Source organism: Paraburkholderia antibiotica (genome assembly GCF_012927125.1).
GTDB lineage: Bacteria > Pseudomonadota > Gammaproteobacteria > Burkholderiales > Burkholderiaceae > Paraburkholderia > Paraburkholderia antibiotica.
Map to the genome: position 1 here is coordinate 448,892 of NZ_JABBFZ010000001.1, position 13,554 is coordinate 462,445.

Below are 13,554 nucleotides of genomic sequence, written 5' to 3' on the forward strand. Positions count from 1 at the left end.
ATCTGGAATTTGATGCGGCGACGGGATACCCGGCCGGTTCGCGCATTCGATACGAGTGCGGTAATTGCGGCGGCATATTGGAATCGCTTCCTGAACACGCCGTTGCCTGCAAGTGTCGAAATGTGATTGTTGATAGCGACGCAGGGCGTGTCTCAGTAAAGGATCCTGCCCAGTTTCGCATCTTCGAGCTGCTTTGATGGGATTGGTGAATGAGAGGTAGTGAGGGATTGCCCGGACAGCAGCAATGAGACGAACCCGGCCGCAGCCGGGTTTGTTGTTACGTGCGAGCGGATTCAGCCGTGGTCGGGGGTGATGGAGATGCAGCTGTTGCGGGAATCGAAGGAGGAAAACACGCGCTGTCCGGGTGAGAAGCCGGCGAATCCGAGCCAGATATCAGCGACCTGCATCCAGGGCAGATAGGGTTGCGTGGGATCGGGTGGCGTGCCGTAATCGGGCGAGTTGCCGAGGACGGGTCTGGCGCTGGTGCGGGTGTGGCGTTTCGTGCGGGACGGACGTGCTTTATGACGAGACGCTGAACAATACGTGTGCGCCGGGCCACAACTGCGGCACGCTGGCTAGTGCGTTGAAGGACACGGGGCGCGCTGCGTGGAACACGGTACTGGGAGCGGCCCAGTCGGTGCCGAACTTCCTGAGCGGGTCGCTGCCCGGCTATCCTGGCTATGTGCCGTTCCTGCAAGGGGCGATGCTGCCGTATGACGACCCGGATTTCGGGAGTCCGGCGTCGCTGGTCGGAACGGTTGGAGTGGCTGCGCTGGCTGTTGGTTCGGCCGCGACAACCGGTGCAGCGGGTGGATCCAGGGCTTCCGCGTCGAGTTCGATTGTGACGGCAGGCGATGCGGATCTGGCGAATGTCTATAGCAATCAGGTTCAAGGCGTTGCCACAAACAGTGCAGTTGCGACGACTCAGGACGCCTATAGCTTTTACACACAACAGGCTCAGACGCTCAACGTGTCCACTGCCCCCAGCACTGCTGTGTTCTACTCGGGTCCAGGGAATCGTGCGCTTGCCGAAGAGTTTGCTACGACCAATGGATCAACAACTCTTTAAATGACGCCGGGCGGCAGTTGGCTGGACCAGCAGGCATTGTTTGGGCCGAATAGTCCGTTGACTCCGGAGCAGGCCCTGAACGTTTGGTCCACGTTATCATAGCGCTACGCGGCATCTGCCTCAGGGAACGTTGTCGGGTTCGTGCAAGGCGCACGTCCAACAGGTATCTTCAATACGGTGGAATATCCAACCTTACTGAATAATCCGAGTGTTACCAACGTCATTACGAATGGGCACTAGAAATGTTTGAAAAGCTATCGCCACAACGTGTCAGGAATACAGCTGGCTTTGTCGTTCAGGTGGCGGATCGTGAGACGGTCGAATACATACAAGGCTCGCGCATAGCGCGCATCACGGTCGATTTCGCGCCGCTAACAGGTGTCTATGAGGACACATTGACCGACTGGCTCGCCGATGGCGCGGTTCAGCCGATGTCTCCCCAAGATCGTGTCCGTGTGCTGAAAGACATTGGCGAGGGCCTGGCATTTATGGGGATACGCTTCGAATGGTGCAGGGTCAATCCGTAGGCGGTATATGGATGTTTGAGCCCACGCGTTGAAGTACAGGGCCGAACTAGCAGGGCGATAATGAACGATCCATATCAAGAGGCTAGGTCAATCGCCAATTCTCTCGACGGAACTGGGCATCATGAACATGCCGAGCAGCTTCGAAGTGCCCTTGTTGAGGGTGCGACCGGGACGGAGATTTACATGATCTTGCGCTGGCGATTGGCAAACATGGCGAACGACACGGCCATCTCAGCGGATGTTAAGAAGCAAATGCAGCTTCTTCACGACTACCTTGATCGAGCGTTGACATCGTAGCTTGCCGCAGCAATGAGACGAACCCGGCTGCAGCCCGGTCTGTTGTTACGTGCGAGCGGATTCAGCCGTGGTCGGAGGTGATGGAGATGCAGCTGTTGCGGGAATCGAAGGAGAAAAACACGCGCTGTCCGGGTGAGAAGCCGGCGAATCCGAGCCAGATATCAGCGACCTGCATCCAGGGCAGATAGGGTTGCGTGGTATCGGGTGGCGTGCCGTAATCGGGCGAGTTGCCGAGGACGGGTCTGGCGCTGGTGCGGGTGTGGGGTTTCGTGCGGGACGGACGTGCTTTATGACGAGACGCTGAACAATACGTGTGCGCCGGGCCACAACTGCGGCACGCTGGCTAGTGCGTTGAAGGACACGGGGCGCGCTGCATGGAACACGGTACTGGGAACGGCCCAGTCGGTGCCGAACTTCCTGAGTGGGTCGCTGCCCGGCTATCCTGGCTATGTGCCGTTCCTGCAAGGGGCGATGCTGCCGTTGACGACCCGGATTTCGGGAGTCCGGCGTCGCTGGTCGGAACGGTTGGAGTGGCTTCGCTGGCTGGTGATTCGGCCGCGACAACTGGTGCAGCGGGCAGAGCTAGGGCTTCCGCGTCGAGTTCGATTGTGACGGACAGGCGATGCGGATCTGGCGAATGTCTATAGCAATCAGGTTCAAGGCGTTGCCACAAACAGCGGAGCTACCGGGACAGTTTGGGACTCGATTACCGCAACGCAGCCTAATTATCCTGGGTCCGTCATCCCACAATCTTTTGAAATGTCTCTGCCGAACGGGCAAAGCGTTTGGGTGCACGGGAACGCGACGGAGCACATGGCTGAGTATGCGCAGATGGTGGCGAACAACAATCCCCCCGGTGTGGTTCAGCTAACGACGCAGCAGCAGCTTTCGAGCTTGCAGAGCGCGGTGAATACTGCGACTCAAGGTGGCGTGCCTTACAATCAATTGATTAACGTTAGCGGTTGGGAATTGAAATTTGCACCGCCACGGCAGCCTGGGCAGCTTCCTGCTCTCATCCATGCTTTACCCACTGGCAAGTAATATCGGGACATGGAAATCAAGATCGAAAAGCCATTCCGTTTGTACCTTGATGTTGTCGAGACAGACGAACACGTACCGTCGATGCGAATGCAGATCGCGATCGATGTGCAGCAGTTTGGACACAGCCTTGAATATCGAGGGAGCGTGTGGTTTGACTGCTCTGTTTGGGACACGTTTGTCGCTGGTTTGAACAGCGCGGATGATGGGGAAGCCCAACTCGTCGACATGGGCGGCCACTTTACTTTGCGGCTTGGGGCTGTTTCTGGAAAGCCGTCGATTTCGTGGGAGATGAGGAAGGCAGGTGTAACGGGAGCCGTTGCTACGGCTGCCTTTCGTTCACCGATTGATGAGGATACCTTGGCGCACGTGAAAAATCAGTTTGTGCGGTTTGATCGTTGGTGGTAGCCAGTCAAAGTTCGCGTTCGATGCGTCGACTGTCGATGGCAGCAGGATAGGTGTGCGCCGGTTATTGCCCGGACAGCAGCAGTAGGACGAACCCGGCCGCAGCCGGGTTTGTTGTTATGTGCGATCGGATTCAGCCGCGGTCGGGCGTGATTGAGAGACAGTTGTTGCGGTAATCGAAGGAGAGGAACACGCGCTGTCCTGGTGAGAAGCCGGCGCATCCGAGCCAGATATCGGCGAGCTGCATCCAGGGCATGTAAGGTTGCTGAAGATCGGGCGTGGGTCCGTAATCGGGCGAGTTGCCGAGGACGGGTCTGGTGCACGTATGAGCGTGGGGTTTCGTGCGAGACGGACGTGCTTTATGATTGGCGTCAGCCATGATCGACTCTCCCAATAAGAGTTGATGGTGGTCAGCGGGTCGTATGGGTTGGCGCCCATGCGGCCCGCGCTTCGTTTGCGGCGCGGGAGACTCCTTTTACCTGGGAATATAGATTAATTGTAAGGCGGGGCTGATCTCCAGCACGAAGATAAGGTCGTACAGCTGATCAACAAGGTACTGGCAAGCAACCCGACGCTTGCTTCGCAGTACACGCCCGATCAGTTGCTCAAGGCTGCAGAGAACGCCTATGGCGGCAACGGCGGTCCGAATGGGATGCGCGTGTGGACCAGTCTGGCTGATGCGCAGGCCGGTACGGCAGCACGCGGTACGACGTTTTATCAGAACGCTGCTGGCCTGTATGTGGAGCAATGGCTTGTGCCCGCTGGTGCTCAGGACGTAGCGCTCAACATCGTCAATAACGCCAGGTACGATTATGGTTCAGCGTACGCAAACGTAACGACCCACAATCTGCCCGAGTTGATGTCGACGTACATCGCCCAATTCGGCGCTGACTCGTCGAATTTCCAGGGGCCAGGAGAGGCAGCGGCTGGGTTGGGGTTGGCTGGTAGCCTGATCAGGAGAGGTGCGTCTGTTGTTTCAACTGCTGCCACAGACACCGCCGGAAATCCGATGCTCTTCAGAGGGGCGACTGATGGCTATGCTGGGAGTCCAGGACTGCAACAAATTGGTATTACACCGACATCGACCAATCCAGCTATCGCAACGACATTTGCCACTAGTAGCGGTACGGCGTACGGCAACGGGGTGGTGCAAATTGCGTCGCCAGCCGATCTCGCAGGCATTGAGGTATCTTCTTTAGGAAATGCCAGCACGCCTTCGCTCGCGCGCAGATCGAAAACGAATTTGCCGTTTCGGTTGCACCGTCACAGTTTTCGAATCTGGCATCGACGACGATTACGGCGGCACAAGCGCGATCGATCTTGTCTGGGATGGGCGTCGATATTCCGAATACCATTACCCTGCAGGGGTCCGAATTGACTGAATATCTCAGTACGCTACCTACAATGAGCCCTGCTCAAATAAGCACTTTCTTGCAAAAGGCTGCGCAAAATTGCGAAGGGGCAATAGTCATGATTGAGTTTGGAATTGCACACAAGCTGAGCTTCCCCTGAAATTTCGCCTTCCAATAGGTCGTGTATAAACTCGACGCAAAGGAAGGAAATCAGGCATGTTCAAGGTACCGAAACAGTCGTACACGACAGAGTTCAAGTTGGCCGCCGTACAGCGGGTCAAGGATGGCCAGGGAGTGGCCGTGGTGGCCCGCGAGCTGGGCATTTCTGAGCAGACGCTTCGCAACTGGGTGAAGGGCGAAGCGTCGGGCAAGCTCAACGGCGCCGGAGCGAAGCCGGTTACGCCGGAGCAGATGGAACTGTCGCGTCTGCGAGCTGAGAACAAGCGCCTGCAGATGGAGCTCGAGATCGCAAAAAAAGCGGCAGCATACTTCGCGAAGGACCTGCTGTGAGGTATGCCTGGATCGACCGGCAGGTCGGACAATATCCGCTGTCGTCGTTGTGCTACGTGCTGTCGGTCAGCGTGAACGGTTATCGCGCGTGGAAGCGCGGCGGTAGACCGGGGCGAACGCGATTGACGGATACGCAATTGCTGACGCTGATCCGGACGGTGCACGCCGAGGCCAAGGGCGCATATGGCTCGCCACGCATGACCAGGGAAATCCGTGATCGAGGCTTTCCAGTCAGCAAGGAGCGCGTGGAACGGCTGATGCGTGAGAACGGCATCCGGGCCCGGCACAAGCGCCGTTATCGGGCGACGACCGATTCGAAGCACAAGCTGCCGGTTGCGCCGAATCTGTTGAATCGCGAGTTCACGCCCGCCGAGCCGAATCAGGTGTTCAGTTCGGACATCACGTACATCTGGACCGACGAGGGTTGGCTGTACCTGGCCGTGGTGCTCGACCTGTTCAACCGGGAGGTGGTTGGCTGGTCGAGCAAGCCGCGGATGACGGCGGATCTCGTCACGGACGCACTGACGATGGCCTGGTTCCGCCGCCGACCCGCGCCGGGCGCACTGTGCCACTCGGATCGGGGCAGCCAGTATGCGAGTCACGAGTTCCAGCGCAAACTGGCCAGCTACGGTATGCGCTGCTCGATGAGCCGCCAGGGAAATTGTTGGGACAACGCCCCGACGGAAAGCTTCTTCAACAGCTTGAAGAACGAGCGGGTTCACGCCACGCGCTATCGGACGCATCAGGACGCGAAGGCCGATCTGTTCGAATACATCGAAGTGTTTTACAACCGCAGTCGTCGCCATTCGTCTCTCGGCCTCGTTTCTCCGGAGCAGTTCCTTCGGGACTGGATCAAGGCTCAGCAGACCAAGGATTCGGCTGCATAACTCGGGACCGTTGGAAGGCGAAAAACCGAGGGAACCTCAAACCCAAATACAATTTGGCACTGCTGCAAGCGCTTTCGGTCAGCCGGGAGGTGGGATACAGATTCAGTTGCTCCAACGCATTCCTTTGTCCAACTTCCGGGCCGGGGTTCCTTTGCCGAAATGAGGTGTGAGCGCATGAGTATTATTTTCTCTTCGGTACCATCAGGCGTTGTCGTCTCCCAAAGCAAGGATGGATCGTATTCGTGGTTGGGGCAGTACGACGGCATGTCCATCAAGAAAGCAATTCCGATGGGCGAGGGAACGTGTTGTGTCCTATTGATCGATCCCGATGCGAGCAATCGATCAGCATTTGAAAATCTGCTGTGTATCGACGTGAACGGGCGGCCTACTTGGATTGCAGAGTTGCCAACGAGCCCCGACGTATTTTTGGACGTAAGCCTTGGATCGGAAGGTCTGATTGCTCATACATGGAGTGGGATGCAAATTCTCCTCGACACCAAATCGGGCATAGAACTGGATCGAAAATTCAATAAATAGGCGTAGATCAGCTATAGCAGCAGTGCAACGAACCCGGCCGCAGCCGGGTCTGCTGTTACGTGCGATCGGATTCAGCCGTGATCGGGCGTGATGGAGAGACAGCTATTGCGGGAATCGAAGGAGAAGAACACGCGCTGTCCGGGGGAGAAGCCGGCGAGTCCGAGCCAGATTCGGCGACCTGCATCCAGGGCAGATAGGGTTTCTGAAACGACGCGTACTGGGCGGCTGTGCTCGGTTCGTCGAAACCGCCTGACAACTTCGGTTGCGGGACCGCTGCCAACTGCGCGACGCTGTTTGGCAGCGCCTATCAGAGCGGCGCCGGTGTTCAGCCGCCGACGCCGTATGCGAGCCTGCCCGGCACGATCCAGGCGCCTTCGCTGTCGGTGAGCGCCGGCGGCCAGGTGCAGAACTCGGGCAATGTGATGGGGCAGCAGGTCGCGATCACGGGCGCCTCGCTCGTCAACGGCCTGACGTCGCCGGCGGTCTATACGCCGCAGCCGACGGGCTCGCAGCAGGTGATTTCGCTCGGCCCTGTGGGCACGCCAGTCGCGGCGACAAACGCGGCCAACCAGACGGGCAATCTCGGGCTGATGGGGGCTGGTCTTGGGGCCGCATCGGGTATCGGCAGCGCCATTGCGGGCGGTTCGGGCGGCGCACTCGGTTCTGCCGCGAATGCAGGCTCCGGCGGCGGCGCCGTATCCGTGCCTGGCGGTCCCTCGGTGCAGACACCCGCGGGCGTCTCACACAGTGCGACCTATCTGGTGAGCAGTCCGGCCTCGCAGGTGATGGGCGATATCGGCGGAGCGCAACTGCTTGCGGCGCTGCCTGCGAGCCTGCAGCCATCCACGACGCAGTTCTACTACGACCCGTTCACCGAGGACCAGGTCCTGCAGCAGGCCGCGCTTGCGCAGACCGGTCAGGCGAGCTTTGTGAGTGGGTTGGCGTACGACAACCAGAACCAGACGTCGGTGGCCAACCAGGAGAAACAGGTTCTCTACGGCAATGCGATCCAGTATGCGGAGGCGAACAACCTTGCGCTGGGGACGCCGCTCTCGCAGTCGCAGATCGCCTCGCTCGATGCGCCGATGCTGTGGTACGTCGAGGAGACGGTGCCGGAGCCGGGTTGCACGGCGACGGGTAACGCGGCATGTCCGACCGTGCAGGCGCTGATGCCGCAGGTGTACCTGCCGCAGAACTACGCGGTGGTCGAGCACGACGGCACGATTACCGGCCAGAACGTGACGCTGACGGCGACGAACGGCGGGTCGATCACGAACACCGGTTCGATCACGGCAACGGACACGCTGAGCGTCAATGCGGGGACGCTGACGAACGAGGAGCGTTCGACCGACATTGGTACGCAGTACGACTTCATCAGCAGCATCGATGGGTTGCTGACGACGACCGGCACGGTGACGCAGCAGGGCGGGTTCATGTCGGCGGGCAACTACCAGATGAACGTCGACGCGGTGAACCAGATCGGTGGGGCGCTGCAGAAGCTCAACGCGGACGGCACGGTGGATGCAGCGGGGACGCAGGAGGAACTGGCGAACCTGAAGGCGCAACTGGGCAACAGTTTCGTGCAGGGCACGGCGTCGGATGATCTGACGACGACGTTCACGTCGCTGGCGGAGAGCCCGGGCGTATTCCAGGAAATCGGAATGGCGTTTGTGGTCGTGGTCACGTCGGTCATAACGGCGGGTGCGGCGACGGCGCTGATGTCCGGCGGAGCGCTGGCCGGCACGGTGGGCGGCTCGATGATCTCGGCGGGTGCGGCAGGCTTTACAGGTAGCGCGACGTCCCAGGCTGCAACGGGGCAGTTCAGCTTCGAGACTGCTCTCAAGGGCGGTCTGACTGCGGCCCTTACGGCGGGATTGACGAACGGCATTACTTACTCTGCCGATAGCGGAGTTGGGTGGTCCGGGCTGGGAAGCCAGATCAGCGACAACAGTCTGTCGGCACTGGCTGGCGTCAGGAATCTTGGTGGCGCGCTGGTTCCGCAGGCCGGGGCCGCCTCAGCGGGTACGATCCTCGCGCAAGGTGCGGCGCTTGCCGGTATGGCTGGCATACAGGCTGGTGTAGAGACGGCGATCGAGGGTGGGAGCTTCCTGACGAATCTGCGGGACAGCGCGGTGAGCGATGCGGCGGCGGCGGGGGCGTATGCGATTGGGAATGCGAATGCGGCGGGCGGCTTTGGCAGCGGCGTTCCGGGTGAACTGGGCTATGTGGCGGCGCACGCGGTATTGGGCTGTGCGGCCAGTGCCGCGCTTGGAACTGGATGTGCGGGTGGGGCGATTGGTGGCGCGGCGAGTGCGGCGCTGTCGCCGCTGCTGCTCGAAGGGATTGATCCGACGCATGCGCCGCTCGATGTGGGTCAGCAGGCAGCATTGGCAGCGTTTGCGACGATGGCTGGCGGGGGCCTCGCAGGGTTGCTGGGTCAGAATGTTCAGGGCGCAGCAACGGCCGCGCAGAATGAAGCGCTGAACAATTCGGGGTTGCATTGGGGCTTGCCGACGAATTCGGAGCAGGAAGCGATCGATGAAGAGCGCAAGGAGATGTCGCAACTCGACGCACACGCGGGACTAACCAACACGGAAGTCGTGGGTTACGATGCGGAGGGCAACCCGGCGACGGTGAGGGTGCCTCCACCACCATCGATGGCCGCTACCGCCACAAACAGCGGAACAACGACGCTTTATCGAGCGGTGGGACCGGCGGAGCTTGCAGACATTCAGGCTACTGGAACGCTTCAAAATCTCGGGTCGGCTGAGGGCAAATATTTCACCACATCCTCTTCGGCGGCGTCTTCCTACGCTCAGCAGGCGGTGAATGCGTTTGGTGATCCGCCCTACACAACTGTTACCACCCAAATTCCGAATAGCATTCTTAATGGCATAGAGCCGGTCTCGGTTGACCGTGGCATCCCTGCGTATGTGGTTCCAAATAATCTACTGCCGGGGTTGAAGCCTGGCATTAGCGGTAGTATGGCGATTCCTGGGAAGAATTAACCATGCAGCCAGATATCATCGCCAGAGTCACAATGTTTGCATCTGATGCAGGCGGGAAATCGTTGGCGATTCCCCCCGTTCGCTACGGATGTCCATTGTTCATTAACGGACAAGGTTTCGACTGTCGCTTGTTGCTCGATCAGGTAGGGCATGGCCTTGATCTTGGCGCTACGGCGGAAGTGCCGATCAAATTTCTGTACTTCGATTTGGTTAAAGGTCTCCTGGCGCCGGGAGTTCGATTTACGTTATGGGAAATGCGACACTTTGCCGATGGCGAGATATTGCAGGTCTGTCGGTTCTTATGAGGCATAGGCGTGTGCCAGCTATTTTTAGTCCGATGGCAGGATAGGAAAGCGAACCTGAAACGAGACCCGGCCGCAGCCGGGTCTGTTGTTACGTGCGAGCGGATTCAGCCGTGATCGGGTGTGATGGAGGGACAGCTATTGCGGTAATCGAAGGAGAAGAACACGCGCTGTCCGGGTGAGAAGCCGGCGAGTCCGAACCAGGGGTATCACACCAGCAACGTGACTTCGTCGACTGGCTGCGTGGCGGGCGTGGCGGTGGGGCAGTGCGGGTACTTCGGCACGATGCTCGCGAGCGACTTTGAAGAGATCATGTACGAGCGCCCCGGGCAGGACTTCACGGACGCGATGACGAACAGCGCCGTCGCCGCGTACCTGGTGAGCGGCTATTCGGTGCCGTTTGGCCCGCACAACGACGCGGCGAACATTTTCGGCGATCAGACCAGCACGCAGAGCTACAGCTACACGCAGACCAACAACACGGTCTTTGCGGGTCGCGATCTGGTGATTGCCGCGCCGGTGGTGAACAACACCTATGGCAATCTGCTCGCTGGCCGCGACGTCGTGATCGGTGGCGCCGGCACCACGCGCGACAACACGAACCCGACGACCCCGCAGACGAATCTCACGCAGTCGTCGGCACTGACGAACACATCGGGCAATAGCATTTTCTTGGTGTGACGACGCCAGATGGAAATCCACATCTTCCGATTAACTACTGATGGCTAAGTTCGATTACGCCGATATTGTTCGAGTGCTGGGAACGGCCCCTTCAGACCTCAGGCCTGGTGCTAAGGCTTGGATCGTAGGAGTGTTCGAAAGTCGACCCGGGAAATACTTCGATCAGTTTCCGCCAGGGATTGTCTACACGATCGAGTATGAGGATGGATCTTCGATCGAGATTCGTGAATCGTTACTAGAACGAGAGGTTGCAGAATAGGCGCGCACCGGTTATTGCACAGATGACAGCAATGAGACGAACCCGGCCACGTGCCGGGTTTGTACTTTTTTGCGTCGGCGTGCGTCCTCATCGTGGCTCATCTATCGAATTCCGGCGATCACGCGGCAAAGCTCGATGACGAGACAGACGAAGAAAGCGGCGAGTGAGCCCGCCGCGTCCACCGCGAAACTCAATCCGGAAGCAACCTGTGGGCGCTTCCGCATTTCTCCGAATCGGGAGAAACAGTAAGACAGACACCTCTTCTTTAGCCGCCAGGTGGCCTCACAAATCTTGACAGTCAGCCTGGCCAGGAACGGTTAGATTGCGTACATCCGCGCGCGCGAGACCTGCCAGTGCGCATTGCTCTTTAACGAGCGTCACGTGCGCGCTGGCAAAACGCGCCGGGACAAAAAACTCAGGAAGTGAGATCGCATCGGGGCGGGTGCAACGCTGCATCGCGTCTGGGATTGTGGGGTGTTGCGAACGTCGGGTGTGTCAGGTCCTGGATACGAGACCATCGGCGGGACGGTCGCATAGCCGGCCAGTCACACGCAACACGCGCTCCAGAAAACGACGGAGTTTTCCAGCGAAGGAAAGAGAACAACAACATGTGCATCAAACCGCTACAGCTGTACCTGCTGCTGGCGACGGCCGGTCTATATAACCCGGCAAATGCCGCCGGTATTGTCACTGATGGACGCACAGCCACATCCGTTGCAACCGCCAGCAACGGCCACCAGACCGTCAGCCTCTCCCCGGCAGTGGGTGGCGTCTCGCATAACACCTATTCGTCGTTCAACGTCAGCGCAGCCGGTGCCGATCTCAACAACACCGGCATCAACGCGAACACGATCGTCAACCAGGTCACCAGCACGAACCCCTCGCTGATCCAGGGCGCGATCTCGGTGCTGGGCCCGCGCGCCAACGTGATCCTCGCGAACCCGAACGGCGTGACGGTCGATGGCGGCAGTTTCGTCAACGCAGGCCACGTCGTGCTGTCAACCGGCCAGGTGAGCTTCAGCGACCAGACGCTCGCGCCCGGCATCATGCAACGCAACGTCGTGCTGACCACAAATGGCGGCACGATTACGATCGGCCCAGGCGGCCTGTCGTCCACACTCGTGAATCTCGATCTGGTGGCGAAGCACCTCACGGTAAGCGGCCCGGTCACGAACGACTACACCAGCTCTACCGGCGGCGTACGCGCGACCATTGGCGACAGCACGACTACCTGGGACACCGGCTTCTCTCCCTCGGACAACGGCCACGACTGGCTGGTCAGCAGCACCTCGCCAGGCACCACCGGCAACGCTCTCGCGATCGACATCACCGCCGCTGGCGGCCTGACGGGCGGTCACGTGCAACTGGTCGTCACCGATCAGGGCGCGGGCGTGCGCAGCCTTGGCAATCTCTACGCGAGCGCGGGTGACGTCGTCGTCAAGACGAACGGTGACGTGACGGCCGCAGACGGTTCGATCAAGGCCGAACACGATATCGCGATCACGACGCCAGGCACCGTCTCACTGCAGGGCGCGCAGATGAGCGCCGCGCACGACGTAACGGTGAACGCCGGCACGATTGCTCTGAGCGACGATGCCACCGGCCCATCGACGCTGAGCGCGCTCGCGGGCTCGGTCAACCTGACCAGTTCCGGCGACATCACGAACACCGGAAGCCTGATCCAGGCAGGCTTGATCGCCACGGATGGCACCACCACCGGCGGCAACGTCACGTTCACCGCAAACGGCAGCATCACGAACCGCTCGACGCCCGCGAACCTTGGCATCATCTTCGCCGCGAACGGCACCACGTCGCTAAACGCACAAGGCGACATCACGAACGACAACGCGCGAATTCTATCGAACCAGGGCCTGACGCTGACCGCGCAGGGCGACGTGCAGAACATCATCGACCACACAGACGGCGTCAACGGTGGCGCACCGGTGGCGTGGTCAAACACCGGCGGCAGCTTCCTGTTCTTCACGCACACATCGAGCGGCTTCGACGTCGACTACGGCACGGTCAGCGAACCGTCGCAGCTCGCGTACATCGCATCGACCGCGGGCCCGGTGACGATCTCCGGCAACAACGTGACCAATAGCGGCGGCATCATCCAGTCGAACGACGGCGCGATCAGCGTCACCGCGAAGGACACATTCAGCAACGCCGCCGTGTTCTCCGGCCAGGCGAGCTATTCGCACGGTTGCTGGATCTTCTGTCACGGCAGCGCATCGAGCAGCGTGACGCCGTACGGCGGCACGATCCAGTCCGGCGCGGATCTGTCGATCACGGCGGGCAATGTCGCGCGCAATCTTGGCGGCAACGTGTTCGCGCAGGGCGATATAGACGTGACAGCACCCGTCACCTACGCACAGGGCGTCACCGGCTATTCGGCGATCAACCAGGATCGCGGCTTCAAGGCGTTCTTCGGCAGCACATGGGCGCAGATCATTGCATCGGACGTCGGCGGCGGCTTCAGCGCGGACGGCGCCGTGCATCTCACGGGCGACGCCATCATCGATGGCGGTTCGATCAGCGGCGCGAAGGGTGTCAGCGCTACGGGCACGATCACGACCGTCCGTGCTCCGTCGAGCACGCCGGTGCAGATCGGCCAGCATCTCGGTCTGACCACATGGATCGGCTACTGATGTGTAGCCGTTCATTTCGCATTCACCCAGATAT

11 protein-coding genes are annotated in these 13,554 nt (G+C 59.9%); 10 read left to right on the plus strand and 1 reads right to left on the minus strand.

Going from position 1 to position 13,554, the window contains the following annotated elements:
• Positions 1 to 514: 514 nt before the first annotated feature.
• The 4 genes from HHL14_RS33030 to HHL14_RS02115 all read left to right on the plus strand — a co-directional run bounded on the left by HHL14_RS33030 (position 515) and on the right by HHL14_RS02115 (position 3,339).
• The gene (locus HHL14_RS33030; protein ID WP_230412884.1) at positions 515 to 1,069 is read left to right on the plus strand and encodes a hypothetical protein; all 555 of its coding nucleotides are present in this window, start codon (positions 515 to 517) and stop codon (positions 1,067 to 1,069) included.
• A 242-nt stretch (positions 1,070 to 1,311) separates the two neighbouring features.
• A complete protein-coding gene (locus tag HHL14_RS02100; protein WP_169495916.1) occupies positions 1,312 to 1,596 on the plus strand; it encodes a hypothetical protein in 285 nt (94 codons plus the stop codon).
• Between the two features lie 1,110 nt (positions 1,597 to 2,706).
• Complete coding sequence (locus HHL14_RS32800) at positions 2,707 to 2,934, plus strand: hypothetical protein (protein ID WP_206002149.1); 228 nt, start codon at positions 2,707 to 2,709, stop codon at positions 2,932 to 2,934.
• Between the two features lie 9 nt (positions 2,935 to 2,943).
• A complete protein-coding gene (locus tag HHL14_RS02115) occupies positions 2,944 to 3,339 on the plus strand; it encodes a hypothetical protein (RefSeq protein ID WP_169495918.1) in 396 nt (131 codons plus the stop codon).
• A gap of 130 nt (positions 3,340 to 3,469) precedes the next feature.
• Here the strand turns inward: HHL14_RS02115 and HHL14_RS33035 are convergent, their stop codons facing one another.
• A complete protein-coding gene (locus HHL14_RS33035; protein ID WP_230412885.1) occupies positions 3,470 to 3,592 on the minus strand; it encodes a type I toxin-antitoxin system SymE family toxin in 123 nt (40 codons plus the stop codon).
• Positions 3,593 to 4,904: 1,312 nt separating this feature from the next.
• Here HHL14_RS33035 and HHL14_RS02125 point away from each other — a divergent pair.
• The 6 genes from HHL14_RS02125 to HHL14_RS02150 all read left to right on the plus strand — a co-directional run bounded on the left by HHL14_RS02125 (position 4,905) and on the right by HHL14_RS02150 (position 13,520).
• Positions 4,905 to 6,085 (plus strand): IS3 family transposase gene (locus HHL14_RS02125; protein WP_169495920.1). Its coding sequence is split into 2 segments (ribosomal slippage): positions 4,905 to 5,157 and positions 5,157 to 6,085, totalling 1,182 coding nucleotides; the frame shifts between segments, so codons are not numbered across the junction.
• 174 nt (positions 6,086 to 6,259) lie between these two features.
• Positions 6,260 to 6,622, plus strand: a complete 363-nt coding sequence (locus tag HHL14_RS02130) for a hypothetical protein (protein WP_169495921.1) — start codon at positions 6,260 to 6,262, stop codon at positions 6,620 to 6,622.
• 401 nt (positions 6,623 to 7,023) lie between these two features.
• Positions 7,024 to 9,630 (plus strand): DUF637 domain-containing protein, encoded by a 2,607-nt coding sequence (locus HHL14_RS33715; protein WP_206002150.1) that lies wholly within the window; start codon positions 7,024 to 7,026, stop codon positions 9,628 to 9,630.
• A 2-nt stretch (positions 9,631 to 9,632) separates the two neighbouring features.
• The gene (locus tag HHL14_RS02140) at positions 9,633 to 9,935 is read left to right on the plus strand and encodes a hypothetical protein (protein WP_169495923.1); all 303 of its coding nucleotides are present in this window, start codon (positions 9,633 to 9,635) and stop codon (positions 9,933 to 9,935) included.
• A 219-nt stretch (positions 9,936 to 10,154) separates the two neighbouring features.
• Positions 10,155 to 10,613 (plus strand): hypothetical protein, encoded by a 459-nt coding sequence (locus tag HHL14_RS02145; RefSeq protein ID WP_169495924.1) that lies wholly within the window; start codon positions 10,155 to 10,157, stop codon positions 10,611 to 10,613.
• An 867-nt stretch (positions 10,614 to 11,480) separates the two neighbouring features.
• Positions 11,481 to 13,520 (plus strand): two-partner secretion domain-containing protein, encoded by a 2,040-nt coding sequence (locus HHL14_RS02150; RefSeq protein WP_169495925.1) that lies wholly within the window; start codon positions 11,481 to 11,483, stop codon positions 13,518 to 13,520.
• Positions 13,521 to 13,554: the final 34 nt, after the last annotated feature.